Raw genomic sequence first — 24,646 nt, forward strand, 5'->3', positions numbered from 1 at the left:
ACCGGCCAATGGGCAGAAAATCCATTTGGTTTCTGATGTCCCATCAACACCGTCCCGGCCCCCATTTGGGGTGTCGAACGCGTACGTTGCGGTCCCAGGTGAGTCGGCGATGACTGAGCCAGTGATCGCTCGACACCCTGCGCACCATTGGTGATCGGCTCGGCTTGGACGCCTCCGAGGGCGCGACACCACCGCTCGCCCGGCGAGCGAAGTGCTTCCCCTTTTGCAGCGAGTATCCACGCCAGCCCGCCCACGCAACGGCGACTCGACGGCTTGTGCTTGGCAGGCTACTCGAGTCGGCCGACAACGGCCCCGCAAAGGAACTCAGCGGCGTACCGGAGGCCGGTCCCAGTGCCGGTGGGCGGCGATCGCGGCGGTCAGCTCTGAAAGGAATTCCTCCCCCGCGGCCCCGGTGGACGTGTCGCTGATGACGCCGCGGTCGGTCACCGCGCCATCGCCGTCCCCGGCGAGTCGCAGGCCCTCCGGCTCCAGCTTGGCCACGAGGCCGACACCGCTGCCGAGGGCTCCGACCGGCTTGCCGTGCCGGTATGCGTCTCGTACGAACCGCAGGGCCGTCGCGTCCGCAACGAGTTCCTGCACACTGGCAGGCCCACCGGGCACGACCACCGCGTCGTAGAGCACGGACGCGACGGTGGGCAGCGCCCGGTCGACCTTGTGCCGGCCATCGGCGCCGTCGCGTACCGTCCCGTCGTGCGGGGCGAGTTCTTCCACGATCGCGCCGCCGTCCTCCAAAACCTCCCGCACGGCGTCTACTTGAGCCGCGTCCACGCCGTCCGTGACCAGGACTGCGACCTGTCGGGTGCGGATGCTGCCGTCGCCCCGGTTGTTCTCACTTGCCATGCTCAGCGCGGGGGACGGATCGGGCTGCGGGGTGTCCTCCTTCTCGGGCGGCTCGACCCCGATGCCTTCCGCGACCGTGGTCGCGAGTCCGTGGTGGACGTGCGCCAGTTGTTCCACGGTCCGCTCGCGTACCGCCATCGACCCGACCTTGCCGAGCTCGAAGCGGAAGGCGTCGATGATGTGCTGCTTCTCCCAGTCGGACATGCTCAGGAAGAACATCGCCGCCTGGGTGTAGTGGTCCTGGAAACTGTCGCTGCGCTTGCGGATCTTGTGCCCGTCCACCCGCTCCTGGAGGTGGCTGAACGCGTGGGCGTCCGCGGCTCCGGCGAGGACCGGGCAGCCGCCGCTCAGCGAGTTGGGGCTATAACTGGTGCCGCTGTGGATCTGGCCCTGGTGGAAGCCGTCCCGCTGGTTCGTGCGCACGTCCACCACGGGCCGGTTGACCGGGATCTGGGCGAAGTTGGGGCCGCCGAGGCGGATCAGCTGGGTGTCCAGGTAGGAGAAGTTGCGCGCTTGGAGGAGCGGGTCGTTGGTGAAGTCGATCCCGGGTACGACGTTGGCTGTGTGGAAGGCGACCTGCTCGGTCTCGGCGAAGAAGTTCTCCGGGTTACGGTCGAGCACCATGCGGCCGATGGGCCGGAGCGGCACCTGCTCCTCCGGGATGATCTTCGTTGCGTCGAGCAGGTCGAAGTTGAAGGAGTGCTCGTCCTCCTCGGGCACCAGCTGCACGCACAGCTCGTACTCGGGGTAGTTGCCCGCCGCGATGTTGTCCCACAGGTCACGCCGGTTGAAGTCCGGGTCGCGTCCCTGCGTCTCCTGCGCCTCGTCCCACACCAGCGAGTGCACACCGAGCTTGGGCTTCCAGTGGAACTTGACGAACGTACCCTTGCCCTCGGCATTGACGAACCGGAAGGTATGGACGCCGAAGCCCTGCATCGTCCGATAGCTGCGCGGGATCGCGCGATCGGACATCAGCCACATCATCATGTGCAGGGTCTCGGGCTGGAGCGAGACAAAGTCCCAAAGGGTGTCGTGCGCGGACGCGCCGGTGGGGATCTCGTTGTGCGGCTCCGGCTTTACGGCGTGCACGAAGTCGGGGAACTTGATGCCGTCCTGGATGAAGAAGACCGGCATGTTGTTCCCCACCAGGTCGTAATTGCCCTCCGAGGTGTAGAACTTGGTCGCGAAGCCGCGGACGTCCCGCACGGTGTCCGCGGAGCCACGAGGTCCCTGGACGGTGGAGAACCGTACAAACACCGGAGTCCGTACGGCCGGGTCCTGAAGGAAGGCGGCCTTGGTGAACTCGGCGCACGAGTGGTACGGCTCGAAATAGCCGTACGCCCCCGCGCCGCGGGCATGGACCACGCGCTCCGGGATCCGCTCGTGGTCGAAGCGGGTGAGCTTCTCGCGGAAGTGGAAGTCCTCCATCAGCGTGGGACCGCGCTCACCCGCCTGAAGGGAATCGTCGGTGTGATCGACCACGACTCCCTGATCGGTCGTGAGCGGCCCGTCAGCGGGGTCGGCCGCCCGGTGCACGTCGCGCTGGCGCTGCTTGGCGTCTGCGGTTCGGGGGTCTTCGTGGGGGCTCATAACGGTCTCCTTGGCAGCTTTGGTGCGCAGCTTTGGGCGCTGTCACTGCTTGTCGTGCGTCAGTGCCCTTGCGGCAGCCGCACCTCCACCAGGCCGTCGTTGAGGCGGACATCGAAGGAGGGCTGCGGAGCGGTGGCGGGCCCACCGATGCAGGCCCCGTCCGCGAGCCGGAAGGTGCTGCCGTGCCAGGGGCACGTCACGCAGCCGTCGCTGATATCGCCCTCTGACAGCGGCCCGGAAAGGTGGGCGCATCGGTCCGCGAGCGCGTGCACCTCACCGGCGTCATCGGTATCCCGGATGAGCAGTACAGGCACCTCGCCGACCATGCGCCGTACGGCTTGGCCCCGCGGGAACTCCTGCGGGTCACCGACCGGATGCCAGCCCGCGTCGATCAGGTGCGACACGGCCTCGCTGTGGTTGACACCGGCCGCCTGCCGGTACGCCATGTGACCACCGAGGAAGCCGCCTGCCGTGGCCGCGGCGAGCCCGGCGAAGCCGAGCAACCGCCCGCTCCCGCCCCTGCTGCGGATGACGAGAGAGGCGGCGTAGAGCGCCACTGCCGTGGTGTTCGACGCCGCGTGCACCACGCCGACCCGCTCCTGCTCGGGAAACTGGTCCGCAAAATCGACAGCCCCGGACAGGGCCGCCGGGGCCGCGGAAGCCAGTCCTACGGCGACCAACATCCGGGCGGCGCGCTCGTTGCCGCGCGTCAGGTCGAGCAGGGCGGCGGACGTCCAGGTGCCGATGGGAACCTGCACCAGGACCGGATGCAGCGGGTGGCCCTGCCACCGGCCGCGCAGCATGTCCCGTACGGGCCCGAGGGGGAGCGCGTGGACGAATGACCGGTACGGCGCGGCTACGCGGTCCAGCGCCGTGGCGCGCTCCAGTGCTTCGATCTTCGACAGGGGATTGCGCATGAACGCCGGGTTGCCCGATCACCAAGGAATAAACCCGACATCCGCGCCGCCCGTCGCGGAGCGGTGGGTCTGACCGACGATCGCGCGACGGGCACGTGGTCGAGCTTGGCGCCACCTTGTATTGGGCATCCGGCAGGCGAGGCACAGGGGGAAGGCGATCTCCTGAGACTGCCGGGGTCTACGCACCGCAGGGCGATTCCCATGACCCTCTGATCAAAGCTGCAGGTCCCTCCGGGAGCTCGGGCCTTGGATGCGTTCACCGGGCGGCACCGGCCTGCTGGCCTTGACTGTGGCCCGACTGTGGGCCGCGCACGTGTACGCGATGGACATCTCCCCCGTTGGCTGCTCTAACGGCACAGTGCAACGCCTGGCTGAACGGGCTTCCGGTGACGGTACGGCATGCTGCTGATGGTCCACTCCACGCTGTGCCGACCGGCGGTGACGTTGCGCAAACTGCGCGAGGCCGGTCTCAAGGCCTCCGTAGCCGCCCGGCTTCAGCAGCCGATTGCTGCACGATGCGCCAGCTGGCGTATTCGGCGCCCAGGTCTCGGGAGTGCGGGGAGTCTACGGACAGCGCCAGGAGGCTCGGCAACAGGGGGCAGGTGATTGGTGACCGCCACCGCCGTGTCCATGTCGGGACGCCACCGTGAATAGGGCACCAGCCTTGGCAGTCCGCGGCGACCCCGGCGTACAGCCCAAGGATCTGGCGGAACCGGGCCCCGGGCGTGACAGGTACGGCTTCGCCTGACAGCGGCATTCATCGAGTCGGTTGCACACGCCAGAGGCCGCCGCCTGCGGCGCCAGACGGCCAAGGTCGGACTCCACCAGGGGGAACTCTTCCTCCACGCCCATGGTCAGCATCCGAAGCCCCAGGTGCGAGGTCATGGCGCTCTTTCGCGTCAGTACAGGGCGGACTTGTCAGGTACGTCGCGACACGCCACCGAAGAGCCGGGCCACGGCTCGGAACGGCAAGCTGACGACCGAAGCAAGGGTATTCCCGATGGCGCGGAGTACATCGGCGATTGCGTGGAACATTCCGCTCTCCCGGCGCTGGTTAGCAAAGCGAAGATCGATTAGCAGCAACTGGATACACGGGGTTCCCGGAATCCACCGTCCTATGCTCGCCCCCTGCCCGGAAGGGGCCTCTTCTGAGGGTTCACCCACTGCCGTCGCCGCCAGCCGAACGCCCCGTCGCGGGTGATCAACCACGGGTCGTCCGCAGTCAACCGCTCATCGGTCGAGCACGCGGCCGTTCCTCCAGCGGCCGGTACACGGTCAGTGCCTCCTGGAGCTTGTCGACCTGGAACGCGGTGGGCGCTTCGACGACTTCCCCGTCGTATGCCATCCGTGCACCTTCCGGCAGTCCGGAAATGAGCAGCTGCCGCGAGTGCGCCGCAGCGTACAGGCGGGTCCTGGCCATTCCCCCGGCCAGTGCCGTGGCGAGCAGGCGGGTACGCGCGAAGCGGCCGCCGTGGGCGATGCGTACGTCGAGGAGGCCATCGGTGAGATCGTGGCGGCGTACCGGGGCGATGCCTAGGCTGCGGTAGGCGCCGTTGCCCGCGAAAAGCAGCCACATCGAGCGACGGCGGCCGTTGACGACGGCCTTCAAGGGATGTGCGGTGCGCAGGATCTTCGCGACGCCGAGGAGGGTGGCGGCCGGGCCGCCGATCTTCGGCGACCAGTGTTCCCTGAGGCGTACGAGATCAGGGTACGAGCCGAGGCTGAAGGTATTCAGGAAGTAGGCCGGCTCTACCGATCTGGCGGCCAATGGGGTGATCCGGCCGACGTCGACGCGGACCGCGCTGCCGTTCGCGACCGCGGCGCAGGCGGCGGACACCGTCTCGGTGCCGAGGTCGGCGGCGAAGTGGTTGAAGGTGCCGCTGGGCAGGACCACGAGCGGCACCTGGAACTGCAGGGCGGGAGCCACGGCCGCGTTGATGGTGCCGTCGCCGCCGCACACACCGAGGGCACCGCCCTGGCGCGCTGCTTTGCGTGCGGCATCGGAGATCACCTTGGGCAGCGGTCCGGCTTCTTCCTCGTGGACGATGATCTCAGCGCGGGGCAACTCGGACTTCAACTTCCTTACAGGGTCCATGAGTTGTGGCTGGGCCCCGGAGGACGGGTTGACCACCACATACAGGCCGTCACCGTCGGGCAGAGCAGGCGCGTCCGTGCGAGGTCGGGCCGGCGGCGGCAGCTGCGCGCGCGAGGGCACCAAGCTGCGCACGGCGAAAGCGGCGGCCACACCGAGAGCCGAACCGACCAGGACATCGCTGGGGTAGTGCACGCCGGTGTAGATACGGGAGAAGGCCACCGACGCGGCCACGGGCGCCAGGGCCGCGCCCCAGCCACGGGACTCGAGGGCCACGCCGACGGTGAACGCCACCGCGGACGCGGCATGCCCAGACGGGAAGGAGCTGGTGACGGGCTGGCGGGGCAGATGGCGTATCACCGGCACCGCGTCGAGCACGGGCCGCGTCCGGCGCACGGCACCCTTGCCCAAAGTGTTGACGGTGGCCGAGACCAGCGCGAGCGACGCGACTCCGCGCACGGCTGCCCGCTGCCCCCGGGTACCGCCCAGGGCCCACATCCCTACGGCGACACCACCCCACAGCAGCCCGTGGTTGGCGCTCCGGCTCAGACGCGGAAGCACCGGCTCGGCCATCGGCCAGGAACGCTCGGCCACCCGGCGGAAGACGGCGTGGTCCAGGGTCCTGAGCAGCATGCGGACGGGGTGCCTCGTCGGTTGTCCATCCATGTCCCCCTTATATCGCCTTGCCGCAGCACCGCGACTGCCTGGCCAGGACTTGCGCTGGCACAGCGCGCCGCGGGAAGCGCATACTGAGAAACACCCCCAGGGGCTGGAGGACTCAATAATCGTGCTCGGACTCATTCTGCTCGCCATCGGCGCTGTCGCTGGAGCATCTCCGTCCTTTGGACCATCGGCCTCGCACTCGCCGTCATCGGTGCGGCCCTCTGGCTGCTTGGGTCCGTCGGCCACGAGGTCGGGGGCCGACGGCATTACTGGTAGGACGCCACTCGCCAGGTGAACCACCCGCGAGCACCGTCGACCGTCCTGGTGGTCGAGAAGCTCGTCCCCTCGGCCCCTGGTGACGATACGGCGGATTACGGTCTCTCCCGGGGGCGTGCGCGAGACCGACAGCGCGGGGCGGAGCTGCTAGCCGCCGGTGGTGGGCGAGATGTGGAAGGTTGCCATGGCTGACGGTTCCCCGTCCGGTGAGTTGGGCGACCATGCTCGAGGCCGTGATGAGACCAGCGAGGAGCGTGCGGACCGGCGTTGGGGCGAGCTGCTGCAGGAACTGCGGGTGGCGCAGACCGGGGTACAGATTCTCTTCGGTGTTCTGCTCACGGTGGTCTTCCAGCCCCGGTTCGGCGACCTGTCAGCAACTGACCGCAACATCTATGTCGCCACCGTGGTCCTTGGCGCAGCGACGACGGGGGCGCTCATCGGGCCGGTTTCGTTCCACCGGCTGGTGACCGGCCGCCGTCTGAAGCCGCAGACGGTTACCTGGGCATCCCGGATGACGCTGCTCGCGCTGATCCTCCTGCTCTGCACTATGGCCTCGGCGCTGCTGCTGGTCCTGCGGGTGGCCCTGAACGACTCCCTCGCGGTGTGGCTGGTAGCTGTCATGGTGGTGTGGTTCGTTGTGTGCTGGTTCGTGCTGCCGGCCTGGCAACGCCGCGCGGGCGACACCGAGCGGTGACGCCGCTGCATCGCTCCACTCACACTCGGTTGAACCGCCCCTGGGCATGCGTCCTGCCACTTATAGCTTCCGTAAGTACAGCCCGCACGCGAGAGGATGGCGTCATGAGCGACTGGGGGTAGCACTGATCGCGGCAGGATCAGCAATTGCTGGCAGCGTCGTAACCGGCTGGCTCACGCGCAGTGCCGGACTTCGTCAAGCGGCTGCAGCGCAACTGGCCGGCGACCGCGTTCGTACCGGCTGACCTGCTGGCTGCCTCCGGACAGCACTTGGGCGACCTGTCGCCGTACACCCGAGGTTTCGAAGGCCATAGCGAGCCGCGGATCCCCCTCGCTGAGCTGACGGAACTGTTCAAGGGCCCCGCACTCCTCGGCGAACCCACTCGGGATGCTGACCTCCTGCGCATGATTCACAAGGTGGTCCCGGGAACGCCGGTGGCGGTCGGGGCCCTGGCTCGGCCGGGCCGTCAGCTCCGCCACGGGCCCGGCCGCATCGATCCGATGACGACGCAGGGGCCCGTGGCGTCCATCAGGGTCAGCAGAGCCGGGCAGCCGCCACTCCATCGGCGTGATCCAGCAGGTACTCCTGGAGTTCGTCGAGCCACACCACAGTGCGAGGTTCGACGCCAGCCTCGATGCAGCGGACGAGAGCGTCAGCATCCTCTGGGCGGATCACACTCCAGTCCGCAAGGCCCCCTACCGCTTCCCACATGGAACGCGTCTTCCCCGTCGACGACGAGCCCGTGACGACGACACAGAGGTTCGAGTCGGCCCCGGAGAGGAGGGTGCGTAACTTACGGTCATGAGCTCGCTCCACATAGGCGGGCAGCAGCGGCAGCTCCTCACCGGCAGGGATCGAGTGTGGCCTCTTGACATCGCGTGGAGTCCACAGCGGCCCGGTGCCCATCAGTGGTGACGGTGATGGCAGGGTGAATGCCCAGGCGCAGCGGGCTCCATTCGGCCAGCGCCGACGCTCTTCCGGGCTGGCGGCGCGGGAGGGTGAGTGGACCCTGTCGTGGAGCCTCTCCAGATCTCCGTGCTGTGTACGCCACCACCGGAGATCCGTCGGTGTTGATAGCTCGCGTCCGGCCTCTTGGGCGTGCTCGGTGCACGCTTGGACCCAGTGGTGCACCTGATAGTGATGCGGCGGCTTCGCGTGGCCCCCGTGCTCCAGCTTCCAGATCGTCGACTTGGCAACGCCGACCAAGTCGGCCAGCTCCTGCACGGTGAGACCGGCCTGCTCGCGCAGCTGTCCAAGCAGCTCCCCGAACTCCTCGACCGCCTTGCTCCAGCGCTCACGTGACGTGTCCACCGGGTCATCCTGCCAGGTGCCCTCTGGCCTCTGTTCGGCGAACGATTGCCAACTCTGCGGTACGTAGCGGGGGTTAGGCACTCGCGTCCTGTTCGTGGTCCGTTCGCGAACACCGGGACTTGGCACGCGCCTGGGGCATCGCCATGGCACCCATCCGGATGACGAAGGAAGAGGACATGACGCGTACAGGCAAGGCAAACACCCAGCCGGACAAGAGCGGCTGTGCTCTCGCCCGGCGCCACTTGGGGCAGCCCTCGGATAGGGCCTCTGCGGGGACCGGCCTGCCAGCGCCGAACGGCGAGTCGATCAGCAGCACGCTCCAGAGCCCCGGCGTACAGCACACCACTGGCGCTGCCGCGGTTGCTACTCGGAAGGCAGATCAGGCATGACCGCGACCGCACTTCTTCTCATCCTGCTGTTCACCGTCACCACGCTGCTCGTTGGTGGCGGCATCCTGGCCCTCCTGCTGCACCGCCCGGCCTGGTCCGCTCCGCTCGCCGGCGCCCTCGCGGCGATGATGCTCATGGTTACGACCGCGGGCGTGCTGATCGCTGCCACCGGAGCTAGACCGGCTCGGCACCACGCGAGGGGTCACCTTACGTCCAAGGCGGACCGCACGACGCTGCCCCGGCTGCCGTGGCCACTAGGGCAGCAGTCACCTCAGCGACGGTTACAGCGTCTTGGGCGCGGGCGCGTCGTCCAGGCGTCGCCACAGCCGGTCCATCTCGCGCAGCAGAGCCTCCACGTCGGTGGACTGGGCCGAGGTCTCGACGACTGGATCAGTGGGGGTGATGCCGTCCGCCCGGATGTGTCCGGCATGCAACAGCACCACGTCGTCGTAGTGCGAGTTTGTCACCCCCAGCCAGCGCCGCTCGGCTTTGACCATGAGGCGGGCCTGATCACCTCCCACCGGACCGGGCAGTCCCACGCGCGGGCCTCGGCGATGCGCTCCGCCACATCATCCGCCCGCATCGAGCCGCTATGCAGACCAGAAAGTCTGTGGCAGAGCCGAAAGACCCAGACGTGTAGGTCAGAAGCTGTTCTCTCAGCACTCGATGACGTTGACCGCGAGTCCACCGCGTGCTGCTTCCTGGTACCTGACGTTCATGGCATCGGGCGCACCGCAGATTTGTACCTAACGGCGGTTCCTGGAGAAAAGCAGGGGGTGTCAGTAGGGGCCGTCGATGTCGCCGGTGTCGCCGGTTTCCGGTGCGTCGCTCTCGGCCTTGTCGCCGGAGGCGTTCAGGGCGTACCACTTGGCTCCGAAGCCATCCACGTCGTGGCCTGTGGTGTCGCCGGGCTTCTTGTCCTTCTGGAAGTAGTACAGCGGATGCCCGTTGTACGTGACCTGGGTGCTGCCGTCCTTCCGCTCCGTCGTACCCAGCAGCTCGGCGTCAGCATTCTCCCCGGCCTTCGGCTCGCCCGACGTCGTCAGGGGCGGCCAGGCTTCCGCGCACGCGTCGTTGCAGGTGGACTTCTCGTCCTTGTCCGCCTCGAAGAGGTAGAGCGTGCGCCCCTCGCCGTCGGTCAGGATCGGCCCCAGATCGCCCGCCTCGCGCAACATGACGGTCGCCGCCTCGCCGACCGTCGCGGTGGGCGATTCGGTGGGCGATTCGGCAGGCGTGGGGGACCCGGCGGGACTGGGCGACTCCTCGCCGCCGCCGTCACCGTTGCCGCAGCCGCCGATTGCGCCGAGCAGCGCGGCAGTTGCCACCGCCACGGCCACCCTCGTCCGCCTCGTCGTCTTCATCCGGGTCTTCATCCGCTGCTCCTCGGCCGATTCCGCTGTCATGGCTCCACTACGGACGCAGCCGCGACGGCACGGCAAGACGGGCGGGCCCGTTCGACGTACGGGTCAGGCCGTACGTGTTCGCCGAAGGGGTGGGTGCGGGCACCGCCAGGGTAGGGGTCGGTGCTGTCGGGGGCCTCGTCGTCGAGTAGGAGAGCGTCGGGTGCTCGGCAGGATCACAGCAACCCGCGTCCCACCAGGTTGGTCATCAGGGCGCGCAGGCCGAACTCCCAGGGCGCCGCGTGCTCGCTGGTGGTGACGGTGTTGATCAGGGCGCCGAGGCGTGGGCTGGTGATGTGAACGACGTCGTCGGCGTCGTGGGTGAAGCCTGCGCCGGGTGCGTGGCGGTCCTCGGTGGGGGCGAAGAGCGTACCGGTGAACAGGGCGAATCCATCCGGGTGTTGGTGGTGCGGGCCGTGTACGGCGGCGACCAGGTCGAGGACGTCCCGGCTGATCTCGCGCATCGAGCTGGTGCCGCGCAGAACGTAGCCGTCCGCGCCGTCGATCCGCAGCTCGATGTCCAGGGTGCGCACGTCGTCGAGGCCGAAGTCGGCGTCGAGCAGGCGCAGGAACGGGCCGATCGCGCATGAGGCGTTGTTGTCCTTCGCACGAGGGAGCAGCAGCGCGCTGCGGCCCTCGATGTCGCGCAGGGGACGTCGTTGCCGAGGGTGGCGGCGCGCACCCGGCCGCCGCTGTCGGCGACGAGCACCGCCTCGGGCTCGGGGTTGTTCCATCCGGAGGCGGCGAGTACGCCGATGTCGGCGCCGGTGCCGACCGCGGAGAGCACCGGCTGCCTTGGTGAAGATCTCCGGGTCCGGGCCGATGCCGACCTCCAGGTACTGCGACCACAGCCCTTCGGCGATCAGGGCTTCCTTGACCTGGGCGGCCTCGGGGGAGCCGGGGCGCACGTCGTCCTGGAGCACTGCTTCGCCATGAGCACCCGGGCCGCCGGAGCGGTGGAAGGCGCACTGTCCGCACACCGGGCTGTGGTGGAGGCGGTCGAGAGCGGCAACCCGGCCGCAGCGTCGAAGGCCGCTCTGCGGATCATCGACGCCACCGAGCGGGAGATCGCCGGGTCGCTCAAGGAGGCGCGGGGGTGAGGTGGTGGGGCTGGGGCCTCAGCGGCGGGATTCCAGGCGTAGTTCGACCTCTTTCTCCTGGTCCCCGGCGGCCATGCCCAGGACGTGGACGGTGAACGCCGGCGCCAGGGCCTGGCACAGCCGATCGACCGCCCAGTAGCCGCCCTGGAGGCTGACGGTGACGGGGGCGGCCAGCCGCTGGGGTTCGGCCGCGGCTTTGAGCTCACTCACGTCGAACGTCGTGGTCCACACGGTCGCTCCGGGGCCCGCCAGCTCCTCGGGCACATCGTCGGCAGCCCGGTCGGAGGCGAACGAGGTACGCAGCGCGCTGAAGACAGCGTGCGCGTCCTGCGTCGCACAGCCCTCCAGCTCCACCACCACCTCGGCCGATACATGCTCTGCGGGTGATGCCTGTTCCGCGCTGTTCACTGGGGAGCCTTCCTCTGCGCGCCGTCCTCCGGATGCCGAACGCTTCCAGGCTCGCCCGGCGGCCCGGCCCGTGCGACCCGAGGCTCGAAGGAGTGGTTCAAACGGGCGCACGGGTGCGGGGCCCGTCAGTCTCCGTCCGCGTTGGACAGAGCTTCAGCGATCATGCGGGTGGCGAAGGTGGGGTCGTCGGTGAGGCGGTTGATGTGCTCCGCGAGCAGGAAGGTGGTGGCCTCCAGGGACGTCAGCTCGTCCTCGGTCCAGAAGCCGTACTGCTTGCGCCACAGGCTCGGGCTCAGGCCGGTGCCCGCGGCGACAAGTAGACCGGCCATGGTGGGGATGGTCTCGGGGCGGACACTCTTGGGCATCATGCGCATCGTGCCCACGAGGTTGGGCACCACGTAGGCGATGACGTCCTTGTCGTGGTCCGCGTAGGCCGCGTGCAGCCACTTCATGAACATGAAGACGAGCGTGCACGCCCCGTCCAGCAGGTCATTGGCTTCCTCGGGGCCCAGGGACGCGGCGAACTGGTCGATCAGCGCCTGCTGTTCGGGGTCGGTCTCGGTTCTGCCGTCGTAGATCTCCTTGAGCCGAGAGTCGATCATCATGAGCGCTGCACCCACATCGCCGGCGGGAGCGTGCTGGGGGTCGCAGGGTGATGACACAGGCTTCCTCCTCATGTGACCGCGGTGGGCGGCGCGGCCTGTCCGCACGGTAGACCGCCGAAGGGACGTGGGTCCGGCGAATCCGGGTGAAAGGCAGCAGCGAGAACAGGGACGCCGCCATGGCTCATGCCGCTGGATAGCCGTGCAGGCCGACCTCGGTCGGCCGTCCCGCTGAGATGATCGTGTAGACCTCACGGACCGGGTAGGTGTGGACGGCCCCGGCCTGATGGGCCAGTTCGTCGGCGACCGCGCCCTCCAGGAGATCGCCGACCACGCTCTCGTTGCGCACCGCCAGCTCGATCCAGCCGAGATAGGTCTCGTCGGTCGGCCATTGGTGCGGCACACCAGGCAAGCTCATGACGGACCGGTCGTACGGAGGGAGCGGCTCGACGCGCAGGCGCATGACGCCCGGATGCTCGCTCCACGGGCGTGCGACATGCTCCGTCAGGTGGTGATGGAACGCCTCGGCCGACGCGGCTCCCACTCGTGGAACGAAGCAGAGCGCGAAAGTTGGCACCGGGGGAGGGCCCTGCATGGCCGGATCGTTGATGCGGTCCACGAGCGTGCGGCCACTGTGGGGAAGCGACAGTAGGGCGCCGATGCGGCCGATGAAATTGCGCGCGTCGTTGGGAATCGTCTCCCGCGCCAACGGATTGCTGCCGAACGCAACCAGGTCGGCCTCGGACAGGAAGAGCCCGTGCGGCATGCCCTGGGGCTGCGCGGCATCCGGCGCATCGAAGGAAATGCCCTCGACCGAAGGCCAGAGATCGGGACGGTTCGCGGCGAGCCGCAGCTGCCGGTACTGCCACAGGCCCGGAGCGCGGGCGAACATGACCCCGTGCACGTCGCGCCAGTAGTCCTCGCACACCTCCTGCGGGACATCGGCGCGCCACCAGCAGAAAGCGGTCAAGGCGAGTTCGGCAGCGTTCTCGAGCCCGGCCGTGTCCACCCCATCAAGCGCTTGCCCGTTCTCCATCGCAGTCTCCGCCCTTCCTCGTTCGGCCCCCTCGTCCGGCCCCTTTCTCGATGCTGCACCGCCGAGCCGACGGGACGGATCGTGATCCGTAAGACGCGCCCCAGGTCCGCTCGCTGATCACGTCGTACGCTGCCCCCACGGACTCGTCGCCGGGCGGGAGTACTCATGACCACCGTTGATCCACTGACGCAGGGGCGCGAGGCGTACGAGCGGCTGTCCTGGCGGGACGCGTACGAGCAGCTGTCCGCCGCCGATCGGCAGGCGCCGCTGGAGGCCGCCGATCTCGACCGGATGGCGCGCGCTGCGCACCTGATCGGAGCCGTCGACGCGGCGAACGGGGCCTGGGAGCGGGCGCATCACGTGTTCCTGGACCGGGGTGACACGGCACCGGCTGTGCGGTGTGCGTTCTGGCTCGGGCTCACGCTCCTGCTCCGCGGCGAACACGCCCAGGGCGGCGGCTGGTTGGCCCGGGCGCGGCGCATCCTCGACGACGCGGGCCTCGACTGCGCGGAGCAGGGGTACCTGCGTATGCCCGTGGCGCTGCGGGCCCTGAACAGCGGCGATCCCGAGACGGCGAGGCGCACGTCCGTGGAGATCACCGAGATCGCCGACCGGTTCAACGACGCCGACCTGCGGGCGTTCGGGCGCCTCGGGCAGGGCCAGTCGCTGGTCGCGCAGGGCCGGGCCACGCAGGGCGTGGCGCTGCTCGACGAGGCGATGGTGGCGGTGACCACGGGAGATGTGTCGCCGCTCACCGCCGGAATCGTCTACTGTGCGGTGATCCTCGCCTGCCGCGGGATCTTCGACCTGCGGCGGGTGCAGGAGTGGACCGCGGCGCTGAGCCGTTGGTGCGCCACGCAGCAGGGCCTCATGCCGTACCGGGGCCAGTGCCTGGTGCACCGCTCGGAGATCATGCAGCTGCGCGGCGAGTGGGCCGACGCCATGGACGAGGCGCGGCTGGCGTGCGAGCACCTGTCGGAGTCGCCGGGCGACCCGGTGCTCGGCATGGCGCTGTACCAGCGCGGCGAACTGCTGCGGCTGCGCGGCGAGTTCTCCCGGGCCGAGAGCTGCTACCGCGAGGCCGCCGATTGGGGGCACTTGGCGCAGCCGGGCCTGGCGCTGCTCCGCCTCGCGCAGGGCCGCCTTGACGACGCGGCCGCCGCGATCCGCCGGACGCTCGCGGAGACCGAAGGGACCGAAGACCGGCCCAGGGTCCTCTCCGGCTACGTGGAGATCGAGTTGGTCGCCGGGGCCGTCGAGGACGCACAGCTGGCGGTGGACGAGCTGGAGAAGATCGCCGCAGGTTTCGACTCGCCGTACCTGCGGGCGGTGGTCGCGCACGCACGCGGATCCCTGCTCCTCGCCGCCGGGGAACCGGAGGCCGCATGCGCCGCCCTGCGCCGGGCGTGGGTCGCCTGGCACGAGCTCGGCGCCCCGTACGAGGCGGCGCGGGTGCGGCTGCAGATGGCGCGGGCGTGCAGCCGGATCGGCGATCACGACACGGCCGAGATGGAGCTGGAGGCGGCCCGCAGGGTGTTCGAGCAGCTGGGCGCGGTGCCCGCGCTTGAGCAGGTGCGGGAGTTCATGCGCCGGTCCGGCCGGGGCGCGCAGCCCGGCCCCGGGGGCCTGACGCCGCGCGAGGTCGAGGTGCTCCGCCTGGTCGCGACCGGTGCGTCGAACCGGGAGATCGCGGACCGGCTTGTGATCAGCGACAAGACGGTTGCCCGCCATATGAGCAACATGTTCACCAAGCTGGGCATCTCCTCGCGGGCAGCCGCCACCGCGTACGCGTACGAGCACGACCTCGTATAAGTCCTGTCGCTTGGCCGCTTGGCCGCTTGGCCGCTTGGCCGCTTGGCCGTCTGCGGGGAAGAGCCTCTGCAGAGAAATAACCATGCGGCGTGCGCCGGACAGTTGGTTGATGTGACCGATGCGGGCGCCGCCTGCGGGCGCGAACTCTGGACTCGTAAGAACCGAGGAAATGCGAGGAAGGGGTCGTGATGAGCACTCAGGAAAGGGCGACAAGCCCGGAGCGGCCCGCCGGTCAGCAGGCCCGCGACCAGCTCCTCTCCGCGATGCCGCTGACCGAGCGGCAGCTTCGCCTTGCGACGGTGTCCACCGCCGTCCTGGAAGGCGGTGACGGCCCGCCCCTCGTGCTGCTGCACGGCCAGGGGGAGTTCGCCGCCATCTGGATCGAGGTGGTCCCCGAACTGGTCAGGACCCACCGGGTGATCGTTCCCGACCTGCCCGGCCACGGCGCCTCCGCGGTCACGGAGGGTCGGCTCGACACCGACACGGTCCTGACCTGGCTCGACGAGCTGATCGACCAGACCTGTGAGGGGAAGCCGCCCGTACTGGTCGGCCACCTCCTCGGCGGATCGATCGCCGCGCGGTACGCCGCTCGGCACAGCGGCCGCCTCGCCCACCTGATCCTGGTCGACACGCTGGGTCTGGGCATGTTCCGGCCCGCGCCGAGCTTCGCGATGCCGATGGTGAGCTTCGTCGCCCATCCGACGGCGAAGAGCCGGGACCGTCTGTTCAACCGGTGCTTCTACGACATGGAGCGGGTGAGCGAGCAGACGGGGGAGCGGTGGGAGCCGCTGCTCGACTACGCCCTGGACCGGTTCCGCACACCGAGCGTGCAGACGGCGCTCCGCCAGCTCATCCCGAAGGTCGCCATGTCGTCGATCTCCTCCGACGATCTCGACCGTATCGACGTCCCGACAGCCCTGATCCACGGTCGGCACGGCCTCCAGGTGCGACTGCGCACCGCGGAGGCGGCGAGCGCCCGGTACGGCTGGCCGCTGCATGTGATCGAGGAGTGCGGGGACGACCCTGCCACAGAGCAGCCGCAGGCGTTCCTGGAGGCACTGCGTACCGCGATCGGGGAATCCGGCCGGGACGCGGGAACCGGAGAATCCGGAGAGGAGGAGCCGCGATGACTACCCGCATGTTCGAGGTCGCCGGGCTCTCCGGCGCCCGCGTCGGCCTGACCTCCGCCCGGATCGAGGAGTTCGGCGCCCGGCTCCAGGGCCCGCTGCTCGCGGTCGGGGACGACGGCTGGGACGAGGCCGTGCGGCTCTGGAACGCCATGGTCACCACGGAGCCGACGCTGGTCGTCCAGCCGGTCTCGGCCCAGGACGTGGCCACGGCCGTCCGGTTCGCCGCGCACCACGGGCTGCTCCTGAGCATCAAGGGCGGGGGTCACAACATCGCCGGTACGGCACTCGCCGACGGCGGTCTGACGCTCGACATGTCCCGCATGCGCGAGGTGTCCGTGGACCCGGCCGCCCGCCTCGCGCGTGCCGGGCCGGGGTGTCTGCTGCAGGACGTCGACCGGGCGACCCAGGAGTACGGCCTCGCGGCGGTGCTCGGGTTCGTGTCCGAGACGGGCGTCGCCGGGCTGACCCTCGGCGGCGGATTCGGCTATCTGACGCGCCGGTTCGGCTGGGCGGCGGACAACTTGGAGGAGGTGGAGATCGTCACGGCGGACGGGGAGATCCGGTCCGTGGGCCGGGAGAAGCACCCGGATCTGTTCTGGGCGGTGCGTGGGGGTGGCGGCAACTTCGGTGTCGCCACTCGCTTCACCTTCCGGCTGCACGAGGTCGGCCCCGTCATCACCGGTGGCCTGGCCGCCTGGAGCGCCGATCGGGCGGACGAGGTGCTCGCGACGTACCGGGAGCTCACGGCGACCGCGCCCCGCGAGCTGACGGCGGTGGCGATCATCCGGCTCGCGCCGCCGGCGCCGTTCGTCCCGGAGGAGTGGCGGCTGAGGCCCGTCGTCGCGCTGCTCGTGTGTCACAGCGGCGCGAACGCCGAGGCCGATCTCGCCCCACTGCGGGCTCTCGGGGAGCCGATCTTCAACCTGATCGGTCCGAAGCCGTACGTGGCTCAGCAGTCGCTGCTCGACGACTCGGAGCCCAAGGGGCTGAACCAGTACTGGAAGGCCGAGTTCCTGCCCGGTCTGCCGGGCGCTTACCTCCCCACGTTCCGGGACGCCGCGCTCGACGTCGCCTCGCCCCTGTCGTTCTCGGTCATCTTCCATCTCGCCGGTGCGCTCAACGAGTTGGACGGTGACGCGGGCGCGGTCGGCAACCGCGAGGCCCGGTTCATCAGCGGGTTCTCCGGATCGTGGCCGCCGCAGGCCGACGGCGACGGGATCGTGGCCGCGGTTCGCAAGGGATGGGAAGAGATCCGTCCGTTCTCGACCGGCGGGAACTACGTCAACTTCCAGCTGGCCGAGGACGATTCCACCCGGACCGCCGACGCGTACCGCGGCACCTATGACCGACTCCGGCAGATCAAGGCACGCTACGACCCGGACAACCTGTTCCGCGTGAACCGCAACATCAGCCCGAGCCGCTGAGCCCTGCTCGACGGCTCCGGGAGGCGGCCCGCGGGAGAAGGTGCCCACGGGGAACTCCCGGCGGCCGACGGCCCGTTCGGTCACCGGCTCGGCCCGCCGGAAACGGTCGACGATGGCCCGGCGGCGTACCTTTGCGACCTCCGGCACGCCAGGCGGCGTCGGAGAACACGGCGACGTTGACGGCCGCTCGCGTTCTCCCTCGCCTGGCGGGGCCGCAGGTCCTCACATCGGCGGCGTCCGCTCGACACGGCTGAAGGCGAACAACATCCCCTTCAGTACCTTGCCGGGCTTCTCCCGCACCCTGGTCCGCGTGCACAACCGCCACGAGCGCCGCCGCCGGTAAACTCCAGGCAACTCACCCTGCAGACCGGCATCCATAACAGGCGGTAACGATGGCCCCGACCCCGTTCCCGCCGTATCCGGTCCGTGGTGTGCACGTGCTGCACCAGAAGCAGAACTGTGCGCCGCACTTCGCGGAAATCACCCTGGACTTCGAGCCCGCGGCCGAGGGCTTCGTCTTCGAGGTGGCTGAGGGCCTCGTCGTGGACTACGAGCCCGCCGAGCAGGTGCCGCGGTTCTTCGAGGCGTCCGCAGCGGGGGTGCGGGAGCAGCTGGCATTGCCCGAGCACGGTCTCGTGGTCGCGGCACGTGTCATCCTGCGGCAGGCCCGCGCCCATGTATTCGGTTCCCACGAGCTGGCGTTCAGGATCGCCGGTTACCTCGCTGCCGCGAGGGCGGTGGAACATGTCAGCGGCCAGGGGGCGCCCGTGCACGGGAGGGCGGGGACTTGAACCGCCGCTCTGCCGAACGGAGCTGACCCCAGCAGGAGTTCACTCCGATTCGGTGGGCACTACACGGTCCCGAAATGCCCGCGAGCACAGTCAGGCGACCCTCGCGGCGTAACGGCAACGTGTCCGAGATCACGGGGAAACGTCATGTCCCGGCCTGGCCCGGCTCGTTGGACGGCATGCCCCCCCCGATCCCCATCGGTTGTGTCCCTGTGTGAATGGAGCCGCCCGTGCGAATGACCGACGTCCAGCGCTGCGAGGTACGGCCCGGGAGGCTCGTCGAGTTCACGCTCAGCCCGGCGACGGTGGCGGCGGCGAGGGACCTGCCGGAGGACTCCCGGCCTCCGGCGTACAACCAGGAGTCGCACATCCGGACGGTCAGTTCCGCGCAGGAGGACGGCCTGTCCGTGCCAACCTGGCTCGGCACGGCGTTCGACATCCCGGGCCCCGTCGATCTCGACGTGCTGCAAGAGGCGCTGAGCGGCTGGACACTCCGGCACGAGACGCTGCGCAGTGGCTTTCACTGGGCCGACGACGAGATGCGCCGATTCACGCTTGATGCCGAAGCCGTGTCGCTGCATCGCAAGGAGATCGGCGACTTCCCCGACCCGGCGGAGCTGGCCGGGCACCTCCAGGACCGCTTCGACGTCGAGACGAACGCACTCGGCTGGCCGAACTTGATCTACGCAGCAGTCATCCGCGACGACTGCACCAGCGTGTACATGGCTTTCGACCACGTCAACGTCGACGGCCACTCCATCCAGCGCATTCCCGGCGAGATCCACGAGCTCTACGCGGCGGGCAGCGAGGGCCGCCCCGTCGAGGAGACTCCGGTGGGCAGTTACATCGACTTCTGCGAGATCGAGCGGGCGGACGCGGACCGGATCGACGACACCCACACGATCGTCGCCCGCTGGCGGGAATATGTCCGCCGGGGCGATGGGGAGTTGCCCAACTTTCCCATCGATCTCGGCCTCAAGCCCGGCGGCCCGCCGCCCGCCCAGAAGCTCATGTGCGAGATGCTCCTGGACGTGGACGACGCCGCGGCGTTCGAGTCGTACTGCCGTCCCTTCGGTGGCAGCCTGGTCGGCTTCCTGGCAGCAACGAGTCTCGTTGTTCACGAGATCGGCGGGCAGCCCGTCTTCCGCACGCTCGTGCCGTTCCACACCAGGGCGAAGTCCCGGTGGTCGGACTCGGTGGGCTGGTACGTCGGCTGCGCACCGATCGACGTTCCGGTGGATCAGGCATCCGATTTCCGCAGCGCGCTGAAGGCTGTCCGCGCCGAGCTGCGAGCCAACAGGCCGCTGGCCGGCATGCCGCTCGCCAGGGTCCTGCGCCTGCTCGGCGAGGACTACCGCCCCACCTCGTCCGACCTGCACGCGAGTGTCTCGTTCCTCGACTCCAGGGGCATCCCCGGCTCCGATCGCTGGACCGAGTCGAAGGCGTACGGCCTTGGCAGGGTGTCGTACGGCGACAAGGTGGGCGTGTGGTTCAACAGACTCCACGAGGGCGTGTGGTTCGCGAGCCGCTGCCCGGACACTGACATCGCCGGCAAGAACATGCGACGGTACGTCGAACGGCTTCGAGACATCGTCCTCACGGTGGCCCGCAGCCGCTGAGCGTTCCGCCGACCATTCCGTACGCCCCACCACCCCGTTGATCGAACCGCCTCGCCAGCACCCGAGCCCGGGCCGAGGCCGAGGCCGAGGCCAAATGGTGCCGCGGTCCTGGAAAGCCTTTCGACGGCTCTGCGGAGTCCTGACACAGTGGCGCACTGTGACGAACGTCGAGCTTGTGACTGCCGCGGACGTGCGGCTCATGCTGGGTCTGACGCAGCGTGTCACCGCCTCCCGCCCGGAGCTGGTGAACGCCGACGCGTCGTTCGACGAGCTGGCCTGGAACTGGGGCAAGGGGCACGTCGGCGACGGCGCAAGCTGGCGGCGTCGGCTGTGGTGTGCCGACGGGGATCTGGTGGCGTGGAGCTGGGCCCATCTTCCGCACCAGTTGAGGCGCAGCGACGGGTCGGTGAAGGACGTCACCGGCGCCTATCTGGCGTACCAGGTCCATCCCGACCACGCCGGTCTGGCTCGGCGACCCCGGGTCCTGGACCCAGCTCAACGAGCGGGACCTCACCGACGTGCAACAGCCGGTGCTGCCCGACGGATTCTGGTTCTGTACCGCTGACGAGGCCGGACCGCAGGCCGCGGTCCAGGCCCATCTGGACGCCTGGGCTCCGTCGACGTACACGGCCGAGGGCTACCAGGGCGTGTGGCAGACGGCCGGGTACCGCGGTGGCCTGCACATCCTGGTGGAGGCCCCGAACGGAACGATGGCGTCCTCGACGATCATGTGGCTCGACGAAGCGAACAGGACGGCTGAGTTCGAGCCGGTCGGAACGCATCAGGACTACCGGCGTCGGGGGCTGGCAGGGGCCATGCTTCTGCACGGGATGCATCTGGCGCGAGCGGCCGGGGCCACTCATATGACGGTCGCCTGCCTGGGTGCGCCGGGGCATCTCCAGGCGCGCGGGTTGTACTACAGCGTCGGTTTCCGGGAGTTCACGCGGGACGCGCCGCTCATCAAGACCAAGGTTCCCCGATGCGGTCCACGGGAGACCGGCGATCAGCACGCCACCGGTCAATACTCCAGCTGTGGATCGTGATCTTGCTGGTGAGGGCCGGTCCGGGAATGGGTGCGGCCAGCGGTGATCACCGGTGTGTGAAGACAGAAGATCAGTCGGTGGCCGCGGGTCACAGCATAGGTCCCGCCCGCTGGCGGGAGACGTTCGAGGTGGCCATGGGCCGGATCGCGGGCCGGTTCACGAGGGTCGAACCCCGGTGCCGGGTACGGGACTTGGTGCTGAGCCTGCTGTCGGACCTACCGAGCAAGAACTGCTGGACGATCGCGGAGTGGGCCGGGGAGCCCAGCCCGCACGGCATGCAGCAGCTGCTGTGCCGGACGTCCTGGGACGCCGACGCCGTCCGCGACCATGTGCGCGAATACGTCGTCGGGCACCTCCACGACGAGGCCGCGGTGCTGGTCGTCGACGGGACCGGCGACCTGAAGAAGGGCACCAACACCGTCGGGGTCCAGCGCCAGTACACCGGTACCGCGGGGAGGATCGAGAACTCCCAGGTCGCCGTCTACCTCGTCTACGCAGGCCGCCCGGGGACACGCGGCGGTGGACCGGGAGCTGTACATCCCGCGCTCCTGGACGTCCGCCCCGGAGCGCTGCCGGGCGGCGGGGCTCGGCGAGGACACCGCGTTTGCGACCAAGCCGGAATTGGCCCGCACGATGATCGAACGCTTCCTGGACGCCGGACACCGCGTCGGCTGGGTCGCGGGTGACGAGGTCTACGGCGGCAACCCGAAACTGCGGGCTGCTCTGCAGGAACGCGGCATCGGCTAGGTCCTCGCGGTGGCCTGCTCGGTCGAAGTGACCACCGGTGCGGGCACGTTCCGCGCCGATGCCCTGGCCCAGAAGGTGCCGAAGCGGGCCTGCCAGAAGCTCTCGGCCGGACGTGGTGCGAAGGGACAGCGATTCTACGACGGGGCCGTCGTCGACCTCGCCGACCCGGCACCGGGCAGGCACCAGCTACTGATCTGCCGCAACCGCACCACCGGGGAACTCGCCTACTACCGCTGCTACTCGCCGGAGGCGGGACTCGACGAGCACCAGGTCCGCCGCTGCCCCTCCTGGACCCGCTGGGTCACCCTCGCTGGACCCGCTGGGTCACCCTCGCCGTGCTCGCCCACGCCTTCCTTGCCGTCGTCCGCGCCGACGAACACGACCTCCGTCCCGGCCCGACGCGGCCCATCGGCTCGGCTGGTCCGACTGGCGACGGCGCCACCAGGCACGATCACGTACCAGCCACTACCGGCGACAGGCCGCGGCCCAGACATGAGGATCCGACCTAGGGCTGGAGTCCTACTGGCAGATGCGCTTGAAGGCACTCGCACCCGGCCGGGCACGGAACTTCACCTCATGCCCAGCGTCGTCGGTGAAGACGGCCTCCGTCTCGGACTTCAAGGTCATCGTGCCGCGCTGGGTGGGGTTGTCCCACCCTTCGGGCGGGTTTCCCGAGCCATCGGAGAGCGGGGTCTCCGCTTCGAAGTACGTCGAGCCGATACGGGCCTCGTCGATTCCGCAATGCGTATAGAGGTCGAAGGGAATCGCCCGGTCGGACGGTGTCGCTCGGACGGCTGCTGCGCCCTCGTCGGCCTTGGCGCAGCCCGTGAGCACCCCAGCAGCCAGCACGAGGGCGAAGATGATTTGCCCAGCTCTCTCAGACATGGCCTTTCGACGCTCAGCCCGAGTCGGCGGTTCCGCACCTCACGACTGTGAGCCATACGGAGGGGGCGTGCAGCAATGCACGTCGCCTCGGCTGGCCCGACTGGCGACGACGCCATCAGGCCCGGTCCCGGGCCTGCCACTACCAGCGGTAGGCCGCTCAACAACAATTTAAGATCACGATCTACAGCTGGAGTGTTAATTGCCGCCGTTCATTCCGTCTTGCGGGTGGGCGAGGCTGTGGTGGTGATCTCTTCTCGCTGCTCCTCCTTTGTCGGCATTTCCACGCGATCGCCGTAATACCAGGAGCTGAGGGTCAGGCGAAGCCGCTTGGTCAGTGGTCGGCGCGTGGTGACTTCGCTTTCCCGCAGCGGCTCGGGCATGTCTCGCATGAGGAGTGTGTAGCGTTCGCGCGTGGGAAGACGGCGGTTCCCCTCTTCGATCTGACCGAATGCGGTCTGAGATACGCGGCCGGTTTCGTCACCTTCGACGAGACGTTCACGGTCCCGTTCCTGAAGCGCCAGACAGATGCGCTTGGTGAGGACGAAGGCGAGGGGCGGGGCGATCAGCAGAGACCCGCGAAGGATCCATGTCAGTGCGTTGAGTGAGACGTCGAAGGCATACGCGACGACATCGTTCCCACCGGCCAGCAGAAGTACGGCGTAGAAGACGATCGCCGCAACTCCCAGGCCGGTCCGTGTCGGGCGTTCTCGCGGCCGGTCACAGAGGTGATGCTCAGCGGAGTCGCCCGTCACCCACTTCTCGAAGTACGGGTACATGTACAGCACCGTGAAGAGGACCCCCGGCAGAACCACTGCGGGAATGAAGACGTTCCACATGATGGTGTGGCCCCAGAGGTTGGTGTCCCAGGCCGGCATGAGCCGCAGCGCGCCCTCCAGGAACCCCACGTACCAGTCGGGTTGAGCGTTGGTGGATACCTGATCGGTGCGGTAGGGGCCGTAGGCCCAGATCGGGTTGATCTGTGCCACACCGGCGAGCAGAGCGGTCCCGCCGAAGATCATGAAGAAGAAGGCCGTCGTCTTGGCCACGAAATGCGGGAACATCGGCTGACCGACAACGTTCCGGTTGTGCTTGCCCGGTCCCCGCCAGTGCGTGTGCTTCAAGTACACCACCAGGATGAGATGGACCGTGATCAGCGCGATGAGCACCCCGGGCACCAGGAGGATATGGGTGACATAGAGCCGGGGGATGATCTCGTCGCCCGGATACTCACCGCCGAAAGCGAAGAAGCTCAGATAGGTCCCTACGATCGGGATCGACATCATGATCGTGTTCGCTGTGCGCAAGCCGGTGCCCGACAAGAGGTCGTCGGGCAGGGAGTAGCCGCAGAATCCCTCGAGCAGCGCGAGCAGGAAGAGCGTCAGGCCCAGCATCCAGTTCACCTCCCGCGGCTTGCGGAAGGCGCCCGTGAAGAAGATCCGGAGCATATGGATGCCGATCGCGGCGACGAATACCAGGGCCGACCAGTGGTGCATCTGACGGATCAGTAGCCCGCCCCGGACGTCAAAGCTGATGTCGAGTGTGGAGCGGTACGCCTCCGTCATCAGCAAGCCGTTCAAGGGCGCGTAGGAGCCCTGATAGGTGACCTCGGTCATGCCCGGTTCGAACCACAGGGTGAGGAAGACCCCGGTGAGCAGGAGTACGACGAAGCTGTAGAGCGCGATCTCGCCCAGGAGAAAGGACCAGTGATCGGGGAATGCCTTGCGCAGGAGCCCTCTCGCCTCGGAAGCCGGCAGTCGCCCGTCCAGGGCCGTGAAGCCGTTCTCAGCCGCCTTCCGGCCCCTGCCCTTCAGTCGCGCCGTCCGCTTCCGGAAGAGCATGCGTCACCGTCCCTCCTCATC

The 24,646-nt window shown here is 68.8% G+C and carries 21 protein-coding genes and 4 pseudogenes; 11 read left to right on the forward strand and 14 right to left on the reverse strand.

Translation table 11 applies throughout. The features are described from left to right. Positions 1 to 324 precede the first annotated feature (324 nt). The 4 genes from ACWD10_RS07440 to ACWD10_RS07455 all read right to left on the reverse strand — a co-directional run bounded on the left by ACWD10_RS07440 (position 325) and on the right by ACWD10_RS07455 (position 6,093). A complete protein-coding gene (locus tag ACWD10_RS07440; protein ID WP_451088010.1) occupies positions 325 to 2,451 on the reverse strand; it encodes a catalase in 2,127 nt (708 codons plus the stop codon). 59 nt (positions 2,452 to 2,510) lie between these two features. Next, on the reverse strand, positions 2,511 to 3,368 hold the full coding sequence (locus tag ACWD10_RS07445; protein WP_451088012.1) for a Rieske 2Fe-2S domain-containing protein: 858 nt from the start codon (positions 3,366 to 3,368) through the stop codon (positions 2,511 to 2,513). Between the two features lie 918 nt (positions 3,369 to 4,286). Then, positions 4,287 to 4,403 (reverse strand): LPFR motif small protein, encoded by a 117-nt coding sequence (locus ACWD10_RS07450; protein ID WP_451088014.1) that lies wholly within the window; start codon positions 4,401 to 4,403, stop codon positions 4,287 to 4,289. Between the two features lie 187 nt (positions 4,404 to 4,590). Beyond that, the gene (locus tag ACWD10_RS07455) at positions 4,591 to 6,093 is read right to left on the reverse strand and encodes a phosphatase PAP2 family protein (protein WP_451088016.1); all 1,503 of its coding nucleotides are present in this window, start codon (positions 6,091 to 6,093) and stop codon (positions 4,591 to 4,593) included. Between the two features lie 148 nt (positions 6,094 to 6,241). Between ACWD10_RS07455 and ACWD10_RS07460 the strand changes: the two are divergent. Then, positions 6,242 to 6,399 (forward strand): annotated as a pseudogene (locus ACWD10_RS07460) (DUF6131 family protein). A 184-nt stretch (positions 6,400 to 6,583) separates the two neighbouring features. After that, complete coding sequence (locus ACWD10_RS07465; protein WP_451088018.1) at positions 6,584 to 7,093, forward strand: DUF6328 family protein; 510 nt, start codon at positions 6,584 to 6,586, stop codon at positions 7,091 to 7,093. 534 nt (positions 7,094 to 7,627) lie between these two features. Here the strand turns inward: ACWD10_RS07465 and ACWD10_RS07470 are convergent. The 5 genes and pseudogenes from ACWD10_RS07470 to ACWD10_RS07490 form a co-directional block, all read right to left on the reverse strand. Beyond that, entirely contained in the window at positions 7,628 to 7,999 is a 372-nt protein-coding gene (locus tag ACWD10_RS07470; RefSeq protein WP_451088365.1) for a hypothetical protein, read from the reverse strand. A gap of 288 nt (positions 8,000 to 8,287) precedes the next feature. Next, a pseudogene (locus ACWD10_RS07475) lies at positions 8,288 to 8,554 on the reverse strand (hypothetical protein); the annotation flags it as partial. Between the two features lie 520 nt (positions 8,555 to 9,074). Continuing rightward, the gene (locus ACWD10_RS07480; RefSeq protein WP_451088020.1) at positions 9,075 to 9,290 is read right to left on the reverse strand and encodes a hypothetical protein; all 216 of its coding nucleotides are present in this window, start codon (positions 9,288 to 9,290) and stop codon (positions 9,075 to 9,077) included. A 282-nt stretch (positions 9,291 to 9,572) separates the two neighbouring features. After that, positions 9,573 to 10,196: a COG4315 family predicted lipoprotein gene (locus ACWD10_RS07485; protein ID WP_451088022.1), complete on the reverse strand. Its 624-nt coding sequence runs from the start codon at positions 10,194 to 10,196 to the stop codon at positions 9,573 to 9,575. A 173-nt stretch (positions 10,197 to 10,369) separates the two neighbouring features. Then, positions 10,370 to 11,107: pseudogene (locus ACWD10_RS07490) on the reverse strand (fumarylacetoacetate hydrolase family protein); the annotation flags it as partial. 18 nt (positions 11,108 to 11,125) lie between these two features. On the opposite strand from ACWD10_RS07490, the gene ACWD10_RS07495 reads away from it, so the two are divergent. Further along, on the forward strand, positions 11,126 to 11,293 hold the full coding sequence (locus tag ACWD10_RS07495) for a hypothetical protein (protein ID WP_451088024.1): 168 nt from the start codon (positions 11,126 to 11,128) through the stop codon (positions 11,291 to 11,293). A gap of 18 nt (positions 11,294 to 11,311) precedes the next feature. Here ACWD10_RS07495 and ACWD10_RS07500 read toward each other — a convergent pair whose 3' ends face one another. The 3 genes from ACWD10_RS07500 to ACWD10_RS07510 form a co-directional block, all read right to left on the reverse strand. Next, positions 11,312 to 11,701 (reverse strand): hypothetical protein, encoded by a 390-nt coding sequence (locus ACWD10_RS07500; RefSeq protein WP_451088026.1) that lies wholly within the window; start codon positions 11,699 to 11,701, stop codon positions 11,312 to 11,314. A gap of 125 nt (positions 11,702 to 11,826) precedes the next feature. Next, positions 11,827 to 12,363 (reverse strand): hypothetical protein, encoded by a 537-nt coding sequence (locus ACWD10_RS07505; protein WP_451088028.1) that lies wholly within the window; start codon positions 12,361 to 12,363, stop codon positions 11,827 to 11,829. Between the two features lie 124 nt (positions 12,364 to 12,487). Then, a complete protein-coding gene (locus tag ACWD10_RS07510; protein WP_451088030.1) occupies positions 12,488 to 13,339 on the reverse strand; it encodes a hypothetical protein in 852 nt (283 codons plus the stop codon). A gap of 165 nt (positions 13,340 to 13,504) precedes the next feature. On the opposite strand from ACWD10_RS07510, the gene ACWD10_RS07515 reads away from it, so the two are divergent. From ACWD10_RS07515 to ACWD10_RS07550, 8 genes and pseudogenes are all read left to right on the forward strand, one after another. Then, positions 13,505 to 15,151 (forward strand): LuxR C-terminal-related transcriptional regulator, encoded by a 1,647-nt coding sequence (locus ACWD10_RS07515; RefSeq protein WP_451088032.1) that lies wholly within the window; start codon positions 13,505 to 13,507, stop codon positions 15,149 to 15,151. 188 nt (positions 15,152 to 15,339) lie between these two features. Continuing rightward, on the forward strand, positions 15,340 to 16,281 hold the full coding sequence (locus ACWD10_RS07520; protein WP_451088034.1) for an alpha/beta fold hydrolase: 942 nt from the start codon (positions 15,340 to 15,342) through the stop codon (positions 16,279 to 16,281). Then, a complete protein-coding gene (locus ACWD10_RS07525; protein ID WP_451088036.1) occupies positions 16,278 to 17,705 on the forward strand; it encodes an FAD-binding oxidoreductase in 1,428 nt (475 codons plus the stop codon). Before ACWD10_RS07520 ends, ACWD10_RS07525 begins: the two co-directional genes overlap by 4 nt. 392 nt (positions 17,706 to 18,097) lie before the next feature. Further along, on the forward strand, positions 18,098 to 18,496 hold the full coding sequence (locus ACWD10_RS07530) for a hypothetical protein (protein ID WP_451088038.1): 399 nt from the start codon (positions 18,098 to 18,100) through the stop codon (positions 18,494 to 18,496). Between the two features lie 227 nt (positions 18,497 to 18,723). After that, positions 18,724 to 20,112, forward strand: coding sequence for a condensation domain-containing protein (locus ACWD10_RS07535; RefSeq protein ID WP_451088040.1), 1,389 nt, complete (start codon positions 18,724 to 18,726; stop codon positions 20,110 to 20,112). Positions 20,113 to 20,287: 175 nt separating this feature from the next. After that, positions 20,288 to 20,677: a hypothetical protein gene (locus ACWD10_RS07540; protein ID WP_451088042.1), complete on the forward strand. Its 390-nt coding sequence runs from the start codon at positions 20,288 to 20,290 to the stop codon at positions 20,675 to 20,677. Further along, positions 20,631 to 21,155: a GNAT family N-acetyltransferase gene (locus ACWD10_RS07545; RefSeq protein ID WP_451088044.1), complete on the forward strand. Its 525-nt coding sequence runs from the start codon at positions 20,631 to 20,633 to the stop codon at positions 21,153 to 21,155. Before ACWD10_RS07540 ends, ACWD10_RS07545 begins: the two co-directional genes overlap by 47 nt. Positions 21,156 to 21,289: 134 nt before the next feature. Beyond that, positions 21,290 to 22,398, forward strand: a pseudogene (locus ACWD10_RS07550) (IS701 family transposase). Positions 22,399 to 22,421: 23 nt separating this feature from the next. Here the strand turns inward: ACWD10_RS07550 and ACWD10_RS07555 are convergent. Both ACWD10_RS07555 and qcrB read right to left on the reverse strand, forming a co-directional pair. After that, a complete protein-coding gene (locus tag ACWD10_RS07555; protein WP_451088046.1) occupies positions 22,422 to 22,787 on the reverse strand; it encodes a hypothetical protein in 366 nt (121 codons plus the stop codon). 209 nt (positions 22,788 to 22,996) lie between these two features. Further along, the gene (gene qcrB, locus ACWD10_RS07560) at positions 22,997 to 24,625 is read right to left on the reverse strand and encodes a cytochrome bc1 complex cytochrome b subunit (protein WP_451088048.1); all 1,629 of its coding nucleotides are present in this window, start codon (positions 24,623 to 24,625) and stop codon (positions 22,997 to 22,999) included. Positions 24,626 to 24,646: the final 21 nt, after the last annotated feature.

This window comes from Streptomyces sp. NPDC002851, from assembly GCF_053591935.1.